This window comes from Phaeovulum sp. W22_SRMD_FR3, assembly GCF_052113705.1.
Taxonomy (GTDB): domain Bacteria; phylum Pseudomonadota; class Alphaproteobacteria; order Rhodobacterales; family Rhodobacteraceae; genus JBGQOG01.
This window is the reverse complement of the sequence record NZ_JBGQOG010000003.1, coordinates 1-17443: the sequence shown is the minus strand read 5'-3', so window position 1 is coordinate 17443 and position 17443 is coordinate 1. Positions and strand designations below refer to the sequence as shown.

Below are 17443 nucleotides of genomic sequence, written 5' to 3'. Positions count from 1 at the left end.
ATGCCGACGATCAATCTGCGCCAGGCGCGCAAGACCTATCCGGGCGCCAGCAGCGATGCGGTGCCGGCCCTCAACCTCGAAATCGCGGATGGCGAGTTCATGTGCCTTCTCGGCCCCTCGGGTTGCGGCAAGACCACGACGCTGCGCATGGTGGCGGGGCTGGAGAACCTCTCGGGCGGGACGCTGGAAATTGGCGGCCGCGTGGTGGATTGCCCCGATCAGGCGGTGTTCATTCCGCCGGAGAAACGCGAACTGGGGCTGGTGTTTCAAAGCTATGCGCTCTGGCCGCATCTGACCATCGCGCGCAATGTCGATTTCGGCCTGCGGCTGCGCAAGATGCCTGCCGCGGAACGCGAAGCGCGGGTGACCGAGGTGATGGTGGCGCTTGGCATCGACAAATATCGCGACCGCTACCCCTCGCAACTCTCGGGCGGGCAGCAGCAGCGGGTGGCGCTGGCGCGGATGCTGGCGGTCAGCCCCGGCGTGCTGTTGCTGGATGAGCCGCTCTCCAACCTCGATGCCCGGCTGCGGCTGGAGATGCGGGCCGAGCTGAAGCGGATCCACGCGGATTTCGGCACCACGATCATGTTCGTCACCCATGACCAGTGGGAGGCGATGACGCTGGCCACCACGATCGCGGTGATGAATGAGGGCACGTTACAGCAGATGGGTACGCCCGATGACATTTATGAGCGGCCCGCCAACCGCTTTGTGGCCGAATTTGTCGGGGCGCCGCCGATCAATCTGATGGAGCTGACCGGGGACATGACCCCGCTTGCGCGGTTTGCGCGCGGTTTCCTCGGTCAGGCGCTACCGGAGGTGAGCGGTGTGGCCTCGGTCGGCATCCGGCCGGAGGCGCTGCGGATCCTGACCGGCACCGCGCCGCTGCCCGAAGGGCAGTTCAGCGTGCCGGGCGTGGTGACGGGCGTGCTGCCCACCGGTGGCAGCTGGATCATCGAGCTGCAGGCCGCCGGACAGACGATGTTCATGACGACGCATGTCGCGCCGGACCTCGCGCAGGGCGCGCAGGTGACGGTGGTGATGCGGCCGTCCGCTCTGCATCTCTTTGATGGCGCGGGACAAAGATTGGTGGCGGCTGACCGGCTTCTGGGCCGGGTGGCTGCCTGAGTTTTCTGGGGAGGAAACCATGTTGAAACTGAGAAACGGGGTGTCGCTGGTGGCGCTCGCGCTGATGGCGGGGGGCGGTATGGCGCGTGCCGATGAGGCCGCCGATCTGGCAGCGATGATCGCGGCGGCCAAGGCCGAGCCGCCGATCACCGTCTATGCGGTGACCGGCAAGATCGTTGAGACCGCCGAGGCGTTTTCAAAGGCTTACGGCCTGCAGGCGACCGGCAAGAAGGTGAATGAATCCGAACAGGCCGAGCTGATGATCCGTGAGGCGCAGGCGGGGAATGTGGTCGGTGATCTGGCCGTTGCCGGCGATCTGGCGGTGGTGATGGGCCAGTTGATCCCGGAGGGGATTGCCGAGACCTGGCTGCCGCCCGATCTGGCGGGCAGCATTGCGCCCGGGGCGCAAAACCCGCTGATCATCGTCTCGGACCCGCATGTCTGGGCCTATAACACCGCGGTTTACGACAAATGCCCGGTCAGCAATGTCTGGGAGCTGACCGAGCCGAAATGGCACGGCAAAGTGGCGATGATGGATCCTCTGGCCAAGCCCGCCTATGCCGATTGGTTCAACCAGCTGGAAACCCATCACGATGCCGAAATGGCCGCCGCCTATGCGGCGCAATATGGCAAGGCATTCGATGCTTCGGCGGGCTCTGCCACCGCCGCCTGGGTGGCCGCCCTCGCCGCCAATGCGCCGCTGATTTCGGACAGCACGGGCGTCTCGGATGCGGTGGGCGCGCCGGGTCAGACCGAGCCGTTCTTTGGCATCATGTCCACCGCCAAATTCCGCGACAATCTGACGGGCAAGACCGCTTTGGGCATCTGCGCCGGTCTGCAACCCTTTGAGGGTTGGCTCTATCCCGGCGTTGGCGCGCTGGCGACCGGGTCAAAAAGCCCGAATGCCGCCCGCCTCTTCGTGCATTTCCTGCTGAGCGCCGAAGGCATCGCGCCGCAAACGATTGATGGCAAGGTCTCGTCGAACACCAGCCTGCCGCCGGACCCGAATGAGGTTTCGGGCGTGGGCACGCATCTGGACAAGCTGATGGTCTATGACACCGCCACCGCGGTCGAGGATCTGGACCGTCGTCAGGACTGGCAGGACGCCTGGCGTCTGGCTCTGTCGAAGTAAGGGCTTCTGGCGGTCGGGGAGGGCCGCCAGCGCCACCACATCAGGGAGGAAAACATGAACAAAATGATGACGTTGCGGCAGTCGGTGGCGCTGGGTGCCCTCGCGCTTGCTCTGACCGCCCCCGGCCTTGGGCAGGCGGAAACCCCGGAGATCGAGGCGCTGATCACTGCCGCGCGCGCCGAGCCGCCGCTCTCGGTCTATGACAGCACCGGCAAGATCACCGAGATGGCGGATGCTTTTGCCGCCAAATACGGGCTGCAGGCGACCGGCACCAAGGTCAAGGCCGAGGCGCAGATCGAGATGATGCTGCGCGAGGCGCAGGCGGGCAATGTGCAGGGCGATGTCTCGATCATTTCCGATGCGCCTTCGGTCATCGGGCAATTGCTGCCGGTGGGGGCGGCGGTCAGCTATCTGCCGCCCGATCTGGCCCCGAAGATCCCGGAGGATTTCCAGAACCCGCTCGTCGTGGTCACCACCGCCAATGTCTGGGCCTATAATGCCGAACTGGCCAGTGAATGCCCGGTGAGCAACATCTGGCAACTGACCGAGCCGGAATGGAACGGCAAGGTGGCGATGCAGGACCCGCTGGGCAAATCGATCTACACCGATTGGTTCAGCCAGATGGAGGCCACCGCCGACGACAAGGTGGCGGCGGCCTATGTCGCGCAATACGGCAAGCCGCTCGAGACCGATCAGGGCAGCGCCACCAAGGCCTGGGTCAAGGCGATGGCGCAGAACGCGCCAGTGCTCGGCTCGTCCGACAGTGCCGCGGCCGAGGCGGTGGGCGCGCCGGGGCAGAGCGTGGCCTTCATGGGCATGATGAGTTCGGCCAAGTTCCGCGAAAACACCGCCAAGGGCTATAAACTCGGGCTTTGCGCCGACATTCAGCCCTTTGCGGGCTTCTCGAATGCGGGTGTGGGGGTGATCGCGGCGGGCACCGACAGCCCGAATGCCGCGCGGCTGTTCATCCATTATGTGCTGACCGCCGAGGGCATCGCGCCGCAGGCCGAGGATGGCAAGATCTCGTCGAACAGCGATGTGGCGCTTCCGGCGGATGAACCCTCGGGCGTGGGCAAGGTGCTGGACCGCATGTTGCCCTACCGGATCAGCAATGCAATGGCCGATTGGGACAGCCGTCAGGATTGGCAGGACTTCTGGCGTCTGAACTACCGCAAGTAAACGCGCCGGGGCGGCCCCCGGGCCGTCCCCCATCGTCATACCGGGAGGGATAGCATGAAACACGCATTCACCAGCACAGCGGCCGGTCGCGGCCTGAACTTCGGGCTCAGTGCCGGGCTTGGGCTCGGGCTCAGCCTCAGTCTGGGGCTGCTGACCACGGGCGCGGCACAGGCGCAGGACAGCGAGGCGGCGCTGCTGGCACTGGCCAAGGCCGAGCCGCCTCTGACCGTTTATGACAGCACCGGCAAGATCAAGGATATGGCCGAGAGTTTTGCGGCGAAATACGGGCTGGAGGCGGTGGGCCAAAAGGTGGCCGCGACCGCGCAGCTGGAGATGGTGATCCGCGAGGCGCAGGCCGGCAATGTGCTGGGCGATGTGCTTCTGATCACCGACACGCCTGCCGCGCTGGCCACGCTTTTGCCGCAGGGATTTGTCACCAGCTGGCTGCCCGAAGATCTGGCGGCGGATATGCCCGAACGCTACCGCAACCCGCTGGCGATCACCACCAATGCCAATCTCTGGGCCTATAATACCGAAGTGTATGATGCCTGCCCGGTCAGCAATATCTGGCAGCTGACCGAGCCGGAATGGCACGGCAAACTGGCGATGACCGATCCTTTGGTGAAAAGCACCTATGTCGATTGGTTCAACCAGATGGCAACGCATGACGATGCCGCCGTCGCGGCCGCCTATGAGGCGCAATATGGCAAAAAGCTGGAGACCTCGGAAGCCAGTGCGACGGCCGCCTGGATCGCGGCTCTGGCCGAGAACGGGCCGCTGGTCACCGATGGCGATGACCGGGTGTCCGAGGCAGTGGGCGCGCCGGGGCAGGCGGAGCCGTTCTTTGGTCTGCTCAGCTCGGCCAAATTCCGCGATGTGGCGGACAAGGGGTACAAGATGGCCCCTTGCAGCGATCTGACGCCCTGGGCGGGCTGGACCTATACCAAGCTCGCGCTGATCGCGGCGGGCAGCGACAGCCCGAATGCGGCCAAACTCTTCGTGCGCTATGTGCTGAGCGCCGAGGGCATCGCCCCGCAGATGGCCGATGGCAAGGTGCCGACGCGCAGCAGCATTAAGATGCCCGATGATGAGCCCTCCGGGCTGATCGCTTATGCCGACAAGCTGCAAAGCTACGACAGCGCCACGGGTCTGGATGACTATGACCGGCGGCAGGACTGGCAGGATTTTTGGCGGATCCATTACCGCAAGTAACCGTCAGAACCGCGATTTCAGAAAGGACGAAGGATGGAAGACGTGATCTCTGGCGCCCCGGCCCCGGCCGGGGGCAGCGATGCCCTGCGGGCCGCCGCTTTGGCAAAAATCGCCCGTGAGGCGGCCCGTTCCGTCGGTCCGGCGCTGCGGGCGGCGTTTCGGGGGCAGATGCGGGTCGATCACAAGGTCGATCTGCATGACCCGGTGACCGAACATGACCGCGCCACCGAGGCGCATCTGCGCGGCCTGTTGCTTGCCGCGACGCCCGGGGCGGTAGTGGTCGGTGAGGAGGCGGGGGCTTCGGGCGGCGAGGGCGGTGCGGGGCAGATCGAATGGTATGTCGATCCGATCGACGGCACCTCGAATTTTGCCGCTGGCATGGCCTTTTGGTGCGTCTCGATCGGGGCGGTGATCGACGGGGAGGTGGTGGCGGGGGCCGTCTATGACCCGATGGCCGATCTTCTGTTCTGGGCCGATGCCGAAGCGGCCTGGTGCAATGACACGCGCCTGGAGGCGGTGTCGGTGCCCGAAGAGGCGCGGGCGCTGGTGATCACCGGCTATCCGGTGCAGCGCGATTTCCGGCTGGATGGCCGCGCGGTGGCGCTCGACCGTTTTGCGCGGCTGACCGAGGCCTTCTCGACCCTGCGGCGGCCGGGCAGCGCGGCGCTCAGCATTTGTCATGTGGCGGCGGGCTGGGCGGATGCGGCGGCGGGCTTTGGCGTCAGCGCCTGGGATGTGTCGGCGGCGCTGCTGATCCTGCGGCGGGCGGGCGGCACGTACCAGCCGCTGCGCTTGGGGCGCGCGGCGCCGGGTGCCCCGGCGCATGCCTGTCCGGGCTATTGGGCGACCGGCGCAGGCGCGCGCTATCCCACGTTGGAGGCGGTCTGCGCCGAAGTGGATGCTCAGCGGCGCAATCCCTAGGCGTTGCATTCTTGTGCATCTATAAAAACAACGAATTTATAGCCTTATAAAGAAATCAATATTGATGCCATTGCACTCATGTGCAATAGCGCAAGGGCAGGACTTACCGAAGGATGCAGCCGATGACACGAGACGCAACACCGATGACCGAGGCCGAGCTGGACCGACGGGCAGCCTTTTGCCGCGATGTGGCGGCCAGTGCCGGGGCGCTGGCGCTGGCAGGGTTTGAACGGCAAAGCCGGGCAGGGGCGCCGGTGGGGCGCAAGGGTCCGCAGGATTTTCTGACCGAGACCGATGGCGCGGTAGAGCGCCATTTGCGCGCCCGGCTGGCCGAGGCCTTTCCCGAGGATGAGTTTCTCGGCGAGGAAACCGGCGGCACGGTGACGTCGGGGCGTGTCTGGGTGGTGGACCCGATCGATGGCACCGCCAACTTTGCCCGCGGCATTCCGCATTTTTGCATTTCCATCGCCTTTGTCGCCGATGGGGTGATCGAGATCGGTGCGATCGCGGTGCCTGCGATGGGCGAGTTGTACTTTGCCCGGCGCGGCCGTGGTGCCTTTCGCAACGAAGAGGCGCTCCGCGTCGCGGGCACCGACACGTTCGAGGCGGCCTGCGTCGAGCTGGGCTGGTCGAACCGGGTGCCGCAGGGCCGCTATCTTGAGGTGCTGACCGGCATTCTCGACGCTGGGGCCAATGTGCGCCGCGCAGCCTCGGGCGCGCTGGGGCTGGCTTATGTGGCCGATGGCCGCTCGGACGGCTATCTTGAGCTGCATATGAACTCATGGGATTGCCTCGCCGGTCTGCTTTTGGCCGAGGAGGCCGGGGCGCGGATCTGTGGCTTTCTGGCCGGGGACAACGCCCTCGCGGGGGGCGGTGCCGTGCTCGCGGTGACCCCGGCGCTGGCGGCACAGCTGAGCGGGATTGCGGCGATTGCGCTCGCGCCCGCGCGCGGTGCCCTGACTGCCCCCGTGCCGCTGGCCGCGGCGGTGTGACCCGCTTTGTGGCCCGGCCCTGTGACCGGCACGGCCTGACCACTGACGCCTGATGATTGACTGAAAGGAAACCCCATGTCCTCACCGCATTACGCCCGCCCGCCGATCAGCCTGATCGAGAAGAACGTCACCCCCTACGGCGTGTCCCTGTATATTGGTGGCCGCGACGGGGCCTCGGACATGGCCCTGTTGCGCGAGCATGGGATCACCACGGTGGTGAATTGCGCCGTCAATCTCGATTTCAATCTGGTGCCGGAAACTGGTCCTGCCCGCGATCTGAGCGCGGCAGCCCCCGGGGCGGTCACCTTCGGACAGGGTGCGTTGCGCTATTACAAGATCGGTCTGGTCGATGGGCATGGCAACCCGGCCACGATGATGCTGGCGGGCTATTACATCCTGCGCAGCGCCCTCGTGCAGGAATTGCCCGACCGCGCCAGCTATCCGCACCGGCACAAGGGCAATGTGCTCCTGAATTGCCGGGGCGGGCGCTCGCGCTCGGTGGCGCTGGGGGCGCTCTTTCTGCACCGCTCGATGCCGGAAACCTATCCGACGCTGGATGATGCGGTGGCGGCGGTGCGCATGCGGCGCGAGTTGCGCCCCGATGAATGGCATGAGGCGCCCAAGCCGGTTCTGGTGGAGGCCGCGCGGCAGGCCTCGGGCTGGATTGATCTGATCGGGCATGACGCGCCGCAGCAGAAGATGGCCGCGCCCGTGGCGCAAGTGGCGTCGGCGGGCTGAGGATGGCAGCGCTCTGGCAGGGCAGGATCGCGGTGCTGGCCGACCCGCATCTGCATGACACCACCCGCGGGGCGGATTATGGCCTGCCGGGCATGCCGATGGTGCGGACGCTGGGCGAGACCGCGCAATCAACACGCGTGTTCAACGAAAGTGGCCCCGCCCTGCGGGCAGCGCTTGAAGAGATGCGGGTGGCGGGGCATCGGCTGGTGCTGATCGTCGGCGATATGACCGATGATGGTCAGGCGCCGAACTGGCGCGCGGCCGCGGATGTGCTGGCGGAATATGAGCGGAATGCCGGGATGCGCTTCTTTCTGACGCCGGGCAATCATGACCAATGGGTCACCGGTGATCTGCCGCAACGCAAGAGCTTTTGCGCGCCGCAGGGGGCTGAGATCAGCGTCTCCAGCCAGCCTTTGGCGGGGGCACATCACGCGCCCGCCATGGCCCGGCTGGACCATGCAATGATGCTGGAGCTTGCCGCCCCCTTTGGCTATGCGCCGCGCGCCAGTGATCTTTTGTGGGAAACCCCCTTTGGCACCGACCCTGCGTTGCCCGCCCGGATGGGCCGCACCGAAACGGAAGGGGCCGCGTATGCCGTTGCTGATCTCTCCTATCTGGTCGAGCCCGAGCCGGGGTTGTGGATCCTCTCCATTGATGCCTCGGTCTATCTCCCGCAGGCTTCGGGTCTCTGGCGCGATGGCAGTTCGGAGGGCTGGCGCGCGGTGGTGCAGCACAAACCCTGGCTTTTGGACTGGATCCGCCGGGTGGTTGCACGGGCCGAGGCGGCGGGAAAGCGGCTGGTCAGCTTTTCGCACTACCCGGTGCTGGACGCGCTGAACGGCGTATCGGGTCCGGAAGAGGCCGGGGGCAAAAAGCGGCTGATGCCCGATGCAGCAACGCGGGATGCGGTGGCGGCCACCGGGATGGGCCTGCATTTCAGCGGCCATTGGCATGTGAACCGTACCACCTTGCACCGCGATGCGGCGGGGCGGGCGCTGATCAACATCGCCGTGCCCTCGACCGTTGGCTTTCCAGCCGCCTGGAAAGAGGCACAGTTTCAAGGCGATAGGTTGACAATCCGCAGCCATGTGCTGCGCGAGGTGCCCGAGCATGATCTGGCGCATGCCAGTTACCGTGCGGCCGGGGCGCAACTGCCGCCGGATATCTCCTACCCCGCTTTTCTGCGCTGGCACCTGTGCGAACTGGTCCGCCTGCGCTATCTGCCGCGCGACTGGCCGCAAGATTTCGCGACGGAACTGACCCGTCAGGACCTGCCCGGGCTGCTCGCATCCCTCGGCCTGCCGGTGCCCGCCGGGATTGAGGCGGTGCCCGGGCTGGCGCTGATGCAGGATCTCTATCTTCTGGAACGCGGCGGCGACCTTGCCGGGATTTCAGAGGCGCGGCGCACCCTCTATCGCGGGCTGAACCTGCCCGATGGCCTGCAGGGCCCGGCGGCGCGGCTGCTCACATCGCTCGCCGCCCATGCCAACGGCCCGCCGGATGGTGATTTTGCGCTGGATCTTGCGCCGGGGCGCGCCGCCGTCAGCGCGGCTTGACCGAGCGGCGCCAGACCGGCTGAGCGTCAAAGGTGATGCTGGTCCCGGCCTCGCCGCTGGCCTCGCCGTTCAGCAAGGCGGTGATATGCGCGGCGATCTCGCTGATGGGTTGCCGGAAGGTGGTCAGGCCATAGGACTCCCAGGCCGCCTGATCAATGTCGTCAAAACCGATCACCCCCACATCTTGCGGAATGCTCAGCCCGAAATCCAGCCGCGCGGCATCCATGAATCCCAGCGCCAGCAGGTCGGTAACACAAAACGCCGCATCGGCGCTGGTGGAGCGGGCAAAGACCTGCCGCGCCGCCGCCGCACCCGAAGCATAGGAGGTGGGCCCCGCCGCGACCACTTCAACCGGCGCACCGGCGTCGGCGGCAGCCTCGACATAGGCCGTCTCGCGCGCCACGAGGCTGGGCGTGCGGTTGGTGCTGGAGACGACGACATGCCGTTTGGCGCCCGCACGCTGGTGCAGCAAAAACGCTTCGCGTGCGGCAGCGGCATTGCTGACCGCGATCCGGTCGGCGCCGCGCGGGGTCTCTCCGCGGTTGATGAGAATGACGTGCTGGCCATTCGCGAGGCAGGTGTCGACCAGGGAAGAGGCCGGGGTGCCGGTCAGCACCACGGTGGCATCGGCGCGGTAATTCAGACTTTGGCGCAGGGCCTGCGCCGCGCTCGCGTCATCGCCATTCGTGTTGATCACCATCGCCACCCGGTTATGCGCCTGCAAGGTGCGGGTGATCGCCTCAATCAGCCGCGACTGAAACGGGTTGGCTATGTCCGAGACGACGAGCGAGACGATATTGCTGCGTTCCCGGATCAGGCCGCGCGCCAGATGGTTGACGTGATAGCCAAGCTCTTCGGCGGCCTTCATCACCTTCAGCCGCGTTTCATCCGAGACGCTGGCCCCGTCGGTAAAGGCGCGCGACACCGCCGAACGTGACACACCCGCGCGCTCGGCAACCTTTTGCGCGCTGACAAAACTGCGGTTTCGCGGCTCGGGAGTTTTTGACACCATGTTTCCTGCGTTGTGCAAGGCCCAGCATTGCGCTTTCAGCCTTAGAATGTTTGACTTCTTCGTGCAATCAATGCCGCGTCTTCCTGCGCTGTTTTCTGAGCGGCCTTGTGTTGTTGCACCAGTTCTGTAAAGTTATTGCACAGCATTGCACTGCCTGGCAACCGGAGGTTCAGCACCCGCTATGGAATCCACGATACGACTGATTGACCTGCTGGGGGCGGGGGCGCTTTTGATCTGGGGGCTGCGGCTGATCAAGGCCGGGGTGCTGTCGGGCTTTGGCGCGGCGCTGCGTCAGGGGATTGCCACGGGCACGCGCACCCGGCTGCGCGCCGTTCTGTCGGGATTTCTGGTGACGCTCAGCCTGCAGTCGAGCACGGCAACGGCGGTGATCACGGCCTCTTTTGCCGGGCGCGGGTTGATCGGTGGCGGCAGGGCGCAGGCGGTAATGCTGGGGGCGAATGTCGGCACCGCATTGGCGGCGGTGGTGTTGTCGCTCGATCTGCATTGGCTGGCATCCGTCTTTGTGCTGGTGGGCGTCGTGCTCTCGATCCGGGCGCGGCAAGCTTCGGCGCGGGGTCTCGGCAAGGCGGTGCTGGGGCTGGGGCTGATGCTGCTGGCGCTGCGGCTGATGGGCGAGGTGACGGCGCCTTTGCACGGTTCCGAGTTGATGGCGCGCATTCTGGATGGGCTGGGTGCTGCGCCGGTTTTTGCGCTGCTGTTCGCGGCAGGGCTGGCGGTGGCGGCCACGTCCAGCCTGGCTGCGGTGCTTTTGGTGGCGTTTTTGGCGCAGGCGGGCGCGGTGCCGCCGTTCCTCGTGCTGATCTTCGTGGCCGGTGCCAACATCGGCGGCGCGGTGCCGCCCTGGCTCGGCACGCTGCGCGAGGGGGTGGCGGCGACGCGGCTGACGCTCGCCAACCTGATGGTGCGGCTTTGCGGCGGGCTTTTGCTCTCGCTTTTCGCGCATCCGCTGGCGCCGCTTTTGCAAAATCTTGTTCCCGGTGAATCGCTGGCGCTGATCACGCATCTGGCGTTCAACCTGGCGCTTTTGGTCGTGTTCCTGCCGCTGACCGGGCCGCTTGCGCGGCTGATGGAGCGGTTGCTGCCCGAGGTGGCCGATGCCGAGGCAGAGGTGTCCTATCTCGACGAATCCAGCCTCGCGACGCCGTCACTGGCGCTGGCGGGGGCCGCGCGTGAGGTTCTGCGCATGGGCGATCAGGTCGGGGAAATGCTGGAAAGCAATCTGGAGGCGATGCGGCGCGACCTGCCCGAGGGCAAGCGGACCATCGCGCAGCTCGACGATTCGGTGGATGCGAAACTGCGGGCGGTCAAATTCTATCTGGCGCGTCTGCGCGGCATGCCGCTGGACGAAAGCGAGGCGCGGCGCTGCAATGAGGTGATGTCTTACGCGCTGAACATTGAGCATATCGGCGATATCATCGACCATTATCTGTCGGAAATTGCCGAAAAGCGCATGGCGCGGCGGGTGCGCTTCTCGGCCCAGGGGATGGCCGAGCTGACGGAGTTTTACGAGATCACCCTGAGCAATCTGCGGCTGGCGCAATCGGTGTTTCTGACCCGCGATGTCGAATTGGCGCGTCAGTTGATCACCGCGAAGGTCTCGGTGCGTGAGGTGGAGGAGGTGTCGAGTGCCCGCCATATGGCGCGAATCGATGCACGTCTGCCCGAGACGATGGACACATCCAGCCTCCACCTCGACATTCTGCGTGACCTGCGGCGGATCAATTCGCATCTGGCAACAGCCGCCTATCCGGTGCTCGAGGAGATTGGGGCGCTGCGCAAAAGCCGTCTGCGCAGCCCGCCAAAAAAGCTCCGTGAGGGCGAGCGGCTGGAAAAAGACCCCGCGCACTGATCGTTTCTGACCTTGCCCGAGGGCTGCGCCGAGGCGCGCTTTGCGGGCCTCGGTTTTCCTTTCATCAAGATTGTTGCAATGCTGTGCAAAGTGTGAACTATGAAGAAAGGAAGAGGGAGGACTCGATGAAAACCACTATAATCACCGCCGGTTTGATCGGCGTTGCAGGCGTTTCCATGGCTCAGGCGGCACAGCTTGACCTGATTTGTTCGGCCGATGTCGTGATCTGCGAAAAAATGGTCGAGGTCTATGAGGCCAAGACCGGCACCGAAGTGAACATGGTGCGGCTGTCCTCGGGTGAGGCCTATGCCAAGATCCGCGCGGAATCGTCGAACCCCAAGACCGATATCTGGTGGGCGGGCTCGGGCGATCCGCATTTGCAGGCCGCTGCCGAAAAGCTGACGATGGAGTATAAGTCGCCCTTGCTGACAGAGCAGCGCAGCTGGTCTCAAAAACAGGCCGAAAGCGCGGATTTCCGCACGGTGGGCGTTTATTCCGGCGTGCTCGGTTGGGGCTACAACACGGACATTTTTGCGAAGAAGGGTCTGGACGAGCCGAAATGCTGGGCCGATCTCCTGAATCCCGCGCTGGTGGGAGAGGTGCAGATCGCCAATCCGGCTTCGTCTGGCACCGCCTACACCGCCCTTGCCTCGCTCGTGCAGCTGATGGGCGAGGATGAGGCTTTCGACTATCTCAAAAAGCTCAACGACAACGTCTCGCAATACACCAAATCCGGCTCGGCGCCGGTGAAGGCGGCGGCGCGGGGCGAAACCGGGCTGGGCATCGTCTTCATGCATGATGCGATTGCGCAGACGGTTGAGGGCTTTCCGATCAAGGCCGTCGCACCCTGCGAAGGCACGGGCTATGAAATCGGCTCGATGTCGATCGTGGAGGGCGCGCGCCATGTCGATGAGGCCAAGGCCTGGTACGATTGGGCACTGAGCGCCGAAGCGCAATCGCTGATGAAGGAGGCGAATTCCTTCCAGCTTCCCTCAAATCCCGGCGCGGCAGTGGCCGATGAGGTGCCGGATTTCGCGCAGATCAATCTGATCGACTATGACTTTGCCGCCTATGGTGCGCCGGAGCGCCGCAAAGAACTCTTGGATCGCTGGAACGCAGAGATCGGCGCCATCGCCAATTAAGCGCCCGAAGGGGGCGGCGGTCGCTGCCGTCCCCGCCTCATGCGAAGGAAGACAAGATGAGAGATCTCAGGGATCTGCCTGCCGGGCAACCGGCGGCGCCTGTCGCGGTGCGGCGGCGGCTGGATGTGGTGCTGATGCTGGCGCTGGCGGCGCTGCTTCTGGTGCCGTGGTACCGTGTCGAGGGCGGGTTTTTCCGCTTTGATTGGCCACAGCATCTGGGCGACAGCGCGGCACCGGGGCTGGTGCAGAGCTTTGGCGGCCATCCGTGGCTGCTTGTTCTGCCGGCGCTGCTGGCGGCGGTGGGGGTGGTGCGGCTCCGGATGGCCCCCGGCGCAGGGCGCGGCAGTTTGTTGGCATGGCTCGGCGCCTTGGGGCTGGGGGTGTTGGTGGCGCAGGCCTTTATCTTTGGCCCGGCGCTGCAACCGGCCCTCGGGGCAGGGGCGGTCACCCTGGCGCTCAGTTTCGTGCTGATCGCGAGCTTTGGTCTGGCCGAGCGCGGCGCGCTCAAGGGCGATGCTTTTGCGATCTCAGCCATTGCGCTGCTGGTCTGTCTGGTCTCGGTCTTTGTCTTCTACCCGATCCTGAGCATGTTTGCCGGTGCCCTGCGTGACATGGACGGCAATCTTTCGACCACCGGTTTCCTCCGCAACCTGACCGATCCGGGGATCTGGAGCCTGAACTGCCTCAGCGGCGCGGGCCGGTGTGGTGTGGCCTGGCGCACGCTTTTGCTGGCGATCCTGTCGGCGGGCGGCTCAACCCTCGTGGGTCTGGCCTTTGCGCTGGCCGCCACCCGCACCCGCTTTCCGGCTAAGGGCCTCTTGCGGATGCTGACGGTGCTGCCGATCATCACCCCGCCCTTCGTCATCGGCCTGTCGCTGACGCTGCTGCTGGGGCGCTCAGGTGTCATCACCCATTGGCTGTCGGACTGGTTCGGCATTGAGCTGGGCCGCTGGCTCTATGGCATGACCGGGATCTGGATCGCGCAGGTGCTCTCCTTCACCCCCATCGCCTTTCTGGTGCTGATCGGTGTGGTCGAAGGCGTCAGCCCCTCGCTGGAGGAGGCCTCGCAGACCCTGCGTGCCGGGCGCTGGCGCACCTATCGGCGGGTGTCGCTGCCGCTGATGGCCCCCGGCCTCGCCAATGCCTTTCTGATCGGCTTTATCGAGAGCATGGCGGATTTCGGCAATCCGCTGGTGCTGGGGGGCAGCCATGGCGTGCTCTCCACCGAGATTTTCTTTGCCGTCGTGGGCGCGCAAACCGATCCGTCGCGGGCGGCGGTGCTGGCGATCATTCTGCTGACCTTCACCCTCAGCGCGTTTTTGGTGCAGCGCACCTGGCTCGGCAAGCGCAACTTTGCCACCGTCAGCGGCAAGGGCGATTCCGGCCAGCATGTGCCGCTGCCAAAACCGATGGCGGTGGGGGTCATGGCGATTGTCATTCCCTGGGGCCTCTTCACCATCGTGCTCTACGGCACCATTCTTTTTGGCGGTTTCGTCAAGGTCTGGGGCCTCGACAATACGCTGACGCTGGATCACTATGCGCGGGCGTTTTCGGTCGTGCTGCGCGACGGGGGGCTGGCCTGGACCGGTGTCGCCTGGAACAGTTTTTGGACGACGATGAGCATCGCGCTGATCGCCGCCCCGCTGACCGCCGCCGTCGGCCTCTTGACCGCCTATCTGATCGTGCGGCAGAAATTTGCCGGGCGGAATGCCTTTGAATTCGCGCTGATGCTCAGCTTTGCCATTCCGGGCACGGTGATCGGCATCAGCTATATCATGGCCTTCAACCTGCCCCCGCTCGAGATGACGGGCACCGCCGTGATCCTGATCGCCTGTTTCGTGTTCCGCAACATGCCTGTGGGCGTGCGCGGCGGCATCGCGGCAATGAGCCAGCTGGACAAAAGCCTCGATGAAGCCTCGCAAACCCTCGGCGCGTCGAGCCTGCGGACCATACGCCGGGTCATCCTGCCGCTCCTGAAACCGGCGATCTCGGCGGCGCTGATCTATTCCTTCGTGCGGGCGATCACCTCGATCTCAGCCGTGATCTTTCTGGTCAGCGCGAAATACAACATGGCCACCGCCTATATCGTCGGGCTGGTCGAGAATGGGGAATATGGCATCGCCATCGCCTATTCTTCGGTGCTGATCGTGGTGATGGTTTCGGTGATCGGTGGCTTCCAGCTTTTGGTGGGCGAACGGAAATTGCGGCGCGAGAACCGGGTGGCTGGCGCCCCCGCTCGCGCCGGTCTGAAGGGAGAGCAGGCATGAACCAACAGCAAAAAATGGCAGAGCACGGCGCGGTGGAATTCCGGGGCATCCAGAAGAAGTTCGGCGAGTTTCTGGCGATCCCGGATCTGAACCTGCGGATTGATCCCGGCACATTGGTGACGCTGCTGGGCCCCTCGGGCTGTGGCAAAACCACGACCTTGCGGATGCTGGCGGGGCTGGAAACGCCCAGCGCGGGCCAGATCCTGATCGGTGGTCGCGATGTGACGGCGCTGCCCGCCAATGCCCGCGCGGTGTCGATGGTGTTTCAATCCTATGCGCTGTTTCCGCATATGACCGTGCTCGACAATGTCGGCTATGGGCTGGAGGCGAGCGGTTTGCGCCGCGCCGAGGCACGCGATGCCGCGCGGGCGGGCCTTGAGCTGGTGGGCCTCGCCGGTTTTGGCGACAGGCTCCCGGCGGAACTCTCGGGCGGGCAACAGCAGCGGGTGGCGGTGGCACGGGCGCTGGTGCTGGAACCAGAGGTGCTGCTGCTTGATGAGCCGCTCTCCAATCTCGACGCGCGTCTGCGCCGCCGCGTGCGGACCGAGATCCGCGAATTGCAGCAACGGCTGGGCTTTACCGCCGTCTATGTCACCCATGATCAGGACGAGGCGCTGGCCGTCTCGGACAAGATCGTGGTGATGCAGGCGGGCCGGATCGCGCAGGCGGACACCCCCGAGGGGCTCTATGACGCGCCCAATTCCGCCTTTATCGCCGATTTCATCGGCGAAGCGAATGTGGTGCCCTGTGACGTGCTGCGCGTCACCGATGGCATGGCCGAGGTGCGGGTGATGGGCCTCACCCATCATCTGCCCGCCCGCGGGTTTGCCCCCGGTGCCGCGCTGATGGCCATTCGCCCGAATGCGATCGAGATTTCCCCGGCGGCCGCGGGGCGCGCCTTTGGCACCATCGCCAGTGCCGCCTATCTGGGGGACCATCTGGAATATGAACTGGCCTCCGACCACGGGGTTTTGTTCATGACCGAAGCGGCGGGCCGTGCCCCGCTCGCGCCGGGACACGAGATCCACGTTGCTCTCAAGGCCAGCGGTTGTGCGCTGGTTCCGGCAACGTAGGATCGGCAGAGGCGCTCCCCTGCGCCTCTGCCGCTTCCTCCACGCCCCGGGCCATCCCCATTGCCCGGGGCGCCTTTCTTGGCGCCACGAGAGGCAACATCCGGATGCCTGAGTGCCCAAAGATCGCCACCATACTCTCGTGGGCCCACCCGCAGAATGGGTCCGGCGCTGCGTGAGAACGGCCCCCCTGGGGGTGCGACGGCAGACGGCCGCTGAAGGCTGTGCCGCCGGACTGGCGGCTATCGGGGCCCGGGCGCCGCTGCCGGATGCGCGACTGACGGAGCGGGCCTAAAACACAAAGAAATCCGCGGTTGTCAGGGCTAGACCGGCCGTCATGGTGGCAAACTGCACCCGGGCCGCCGCCCCGGATCCGTCGGCGTCAAAATACAACCTGCCGGTGTCGGTCTCATAGATGATCCGGTCCGAAGCATCCTCGGCGAAGCCGGTCAGATTGGCTGCAAATGCCGGACTGGCCAACCGCCCGAGTGCAAGACCCTGAAAAACAGCGTCATCGAGGCGGATGCTGTCATCTGTGACACTGAAATCGACGATCACATCACTGTTTCCGGCGCCGAGCGCCGTGTTGAAGACGAAGCTGTCACTGCCCGCTCCGCCGGTCATCCGGTCATTGCCCAGCCCGCCGTTCAGCGCGTCATTGCCGCTGCCGCCGAGCAGCGTGTCATTGCCCGTCGCGCCGGTGAGGGCGTCATTGCCTGTCCCGCCCTCCAGCAGGTCATTCCCTGCGCCGCCGTTCAGGGTGTCATTGCCCGCGCCTGCGGTCAGCGTGTTGGCCAGCGCATTCCCGATCAGCCGGTCATTGCCATCGCCCGAGGTGAGGTTTTCGACATTCAGGATCGTGTCGAGGCCATGCCCGGTGTTTTGCGCCGAGGTCAGGCCCAGATTGACGCTGACCGCCGCCGCGCCGGTGAAATAGGCCCGGTCAATCCCGTCGCCGCCATCGATGCGGTCATTGCCCAGCCCGCCGTTCAGTGCATCGTTGCCGCTGCCGCCCAGCAGCGTGTCATCGCCGCTGCCCCCGGTCAGACCATCATGTCCGAGGCCACCTTCCAGCAGGTCATTCCCCGCGCCGCCATCCAGCACATCATTGCCCGCGCCTGCGGTCAGCGTGTTGGCCAGCGCATTTCCGATCAGCCGGTCATTGCCATCGCCCGAGGTGAGGTTTTCGACATTCAGGATCGTGTCGAGGCCATGCCCGGTGTT

Annotated in this window: 14 protein-coding genes; 12 read left to right on the top strand and 2 right to left on the bottom strand. The window is 65.4% G+C overall.

Going from position 1 to position 17443, the window contains the following annotated elements; translation table 11 throughout:
* From ACEN2S_RS04545 to ACEN2S_RS04510, 8 genes are all read left to right on the top strand, one after another.
* The gene (locus ACEN2S_RS04545; protein WP_441862973.1) at positions 1 to 1128 is read left to right on the top strand and encodes an ABC transporter ATP-binding protein; all 1128 of its coding nucleotides are present in this window, start codon (positions 1 to 3) and stop codon (positions 1126 to 1128) included.
* A 19-nt stretch (positions 1129 to 1147) separates the two neighbouring features.
* Entirely contained in the window at positions 1148 to 2260 is a 1113-nt protein-coding gene (locus tag ACEN2S_RS04540) for an ABC transporter substrate-binding protein (RefSeq protein WP_441862972.1), read from the top strand.
* A gap of 54 nt (positions 2261 to 2314) precedes the next feature.
* On the top strand, positions 2315 to 3439 hold the full coding sequence (locus ACEN2S_RS04535) for an ABC transporter substrate-binding protein (RefSeq protein WP_441862969.1): 1125 nt from the start codon (positions 2315 to 2317) through the stop codon (positions 3437 to 3439).
* A gap of 54 nt (positions 3440 to 3493) precedes the next feature.
* Complete coding sequence (locus ACEN2S_RS04530) at positions 3494 to 4651, top strand: ABC transporter substrate-binding protein (protein ID WP_441862966.1); 1158 nt, start codon at positions 3494 to 3496, stop codon at positions 4649 to 4651.
* 33 nt (positions 4652 to 4684) lie between these two features.
* Positions 4685 to 5572, top strand: coding sequence for an inositol monophosphatase family protein (locus tag ACEN2S_RS04525; RefSeq protein ID WP_441862964.1), 888 nt, complete (start codon positions 4685 to 4687; stop codon positions 5570 to 5572).
* A 122-nt stretch (positions 5573 to 5694) separates the two neighbouring features.
* Positions 5695 to 6564 carry an inositol monophosphatase family protein gene (locus ACEN2S_RS04520; protein WP_441862961.1) on the top strand — a complete coding sequence of 290 codons (870 nt, stop codon included), beginning with the start codon at positions 5695 to 5697 and terminating at the stop codon, positions 6562 to 6564.
* A gap of 75 nt (positions 6565 to 6639) precedes the next feature.
* Positions 6640 to 7302, top strand: a complete 663-nt coding sequence (locus ACEN2S_RS04515) for a dual specificity protein phosphatase family protein (RefSeq protein ID WP_441862959.1) — start codon at positions 6640 to 6642, stop codon at positions 7300 to 7302.
* A 2-nt stretch (positions 7303 to 7304) separates the two neighbouring features.
* Positions 7305 to 8858, top strand: a complete 1554-nt coding sequence (locus ACEN2S_RS04510) for a metallophosphoesterase family protein (protein ID WP_441862957.1) — start codon at positions 7305 to 7307, stop codon at positions 8856 to 8858.
* On the opposite strand, the gene ACEN2S_RS04505 is transcribed toward ACEN2S_RS04510, so the two are convergent.
* Positions 8845 to 9867, bottom strand: a complete 1023-nt coding sequence (locus ACEN2S_RS04505) for a LacI family DNA-binding transcriptional regulator (protein ID WP_441862954.1) — start codon at positions 9865 to 9867, stop codon at positions 8845 to 8847. The genes ACEN2S_RS04510 and ACEN2S_RS04505 overlap by 14 nt on opposite strands.
* A 184-nt stretch (positions 9868 to 10051) precedes the next feature.
* Here ACEN2S_RS04505 and ACEN2S_RS04500 point away from each other — a divergent pair, with 184 nt between their 5' ends.
* The 4 genes from ACEN2S_RS04500 (at position 10052) to ACEN2S_RS04485 (ending at position 16222) form a co-directional block, all read left to right on the top strand.
* Positions 10052 to 11740, top strand: a complete 1689-nt coding sequence (locus ACEN2S_RS04500) for a Na/Pi cotransporter family protein (RefSeq protein WP_441862952.1) — start codon at positions 10052 to 10054, stop codon at positions 11738 to 11740.
* 125 nt (positions 11741 to 11865) lie between these two features.
* The gene (locus ACEN2S_RS04495) at positions 11866 to 12882 is read left to right on the top strand and encodes an ABC transporter substrate-binding protein (RefSeq protein ID WP_441862949.1); all 1017 of its coding nucleotides are present in this window, start codon (positions 11866 to 11868) and stop codon (positions 12880 to 12882) included.
* A 56-nt stretch (positions 12883 to 12938) separates the two neighbouring features.
* On the top strand, positions 12939 to 15149 hold the full coding sequence (locus ACEN2S_RS04490; RefSeq protein ID WP_441862946.1) for an ABC transporter permease: 2211 nt from the start codon (positions 12939 to 12941) through the stop codon (positions 15147 to 15149).
* The gene (locus ACEN2S_RS04485) at positions 15146 to 16222 is read left to right on the top strand and encodes an ABC transporter ATP-binding protein (RefSeq protein WP_441862943.1); all 1077 of its coding nucleotides are present in this window, start codon (positions 15146 to 15148) and stop codon (positions 16220 to 16222) included. Before ACEN2S_RS04490 ends, ACEN2S_RS04485 begins: the two co-directional genes overlap by 4 nt.
* 288 nt (positions 16223 to 16510) lie before the next feature.
* Here ACEN2S_RS04485 and ACEN2S_RS04480 read toward each other — a convergent pair.
* Positions 16511 to 17443: calcium-binding protein (locus tag ACEN2S_RS04480; RefSeq protein ID WP_441862940.1), on the bottom strand; the 933-nt coding region annotated here is incomplete at its 5' end.

What these genes read in the sequence shown, in the direction of transcription:
- ACEN2S_RS04545 (WP_441862973.1), top strand. Translation starts at nt 1, where the DNA reads ATGCCGACGATCAATCTGCGCCAGGCGCGCAAGACCTATCCGGGCGCC.
- ACEN2S_RS04485 (WP_441862943.1), top strand. Translation starts at nt 15,146, where the DNA reads ATGAACCAACAGCAAAAAATGGCAGAGCACGGCGCGGTGGAATTCCGG.
- ACEN2S_RS04530 (WP_441862966.1), top strand. Translation starts at nt 3,494, where the DNA reads ATGAAACACGCATTCACCAGCACAGCGGCCGGTCGCGGCCTGAACTTC.
- ACEN2S_RS04540 (WP_441862972.1), top strand. Translation starts at nt 1,148, where the DNA reads ATGTTGAAACTGAGAAACGGGGTGTCGCTGGTGGCGCTCGCGCTGATG.
- ACEN2S_RS04525 (WP_441862964.1), top strand. Translation starts at nt 4,685, where the DNA reads ATGGAAGACGTGATCTCTGGCGCCCCGGCCCCGGCCGGGGGCAGCGAT.
- ACEN2S_RS04500 (WP_441862952.1), top strand. Translation starts at nt 10,052, where the DNA reads ATGGAATCCACGATACGACTGATTGACCTGCTGGGGGCGGGGGCGCTT.
- ACEN2S_RS04515 (WP_441862959.1), top strand. Translation starts at nt 6,640, where the DNA reads ATGTCCTCACCGCATTACGCCCGCCCGCCGATCAGCCTGATCGAGAAG.
- ACEN2S_RS04495 (WP_441862949.1), top strand. Translation starts at nt 11,866, where the DNA reads ATGAAAACCACTATAATCACCGCCGGTTTGATCGGCGTTGCAGGCGTT.
- ACEN2S_RS04520 (WP_441862961.1), top strand. Translation starts at nt 5,695, where the DNA reads ATGACACGAGACGCAACACCGATGACCGAGGCCGAGCTGGACCGACGG.
- ACEN2S_RS04490 (WP_441862946.1), top strand. Translation starts at nt 12,939, where the DNA reads ATGAGAGATCTCAGGGATCTGCCTGCCGGGCAACCGGCGGCGCCTGTC.
- ACEN2S_RS04535 (WP_441862969.1), top strand. Translation starts at nt 2,315, where the DNA reads ATGAACAAAATGATGACGTTGCGGCAGTCGGTGGCGCTGGGTGCCCTC.
- ACEN2S_RS04510 (WP_441862957.1), top strand. Translation starts at nt 7,305, where the DNA reads ATGGCAGCGCTCTGGCAGGGCAGGATCGCGGTGCTGGCCGACCCGCAT.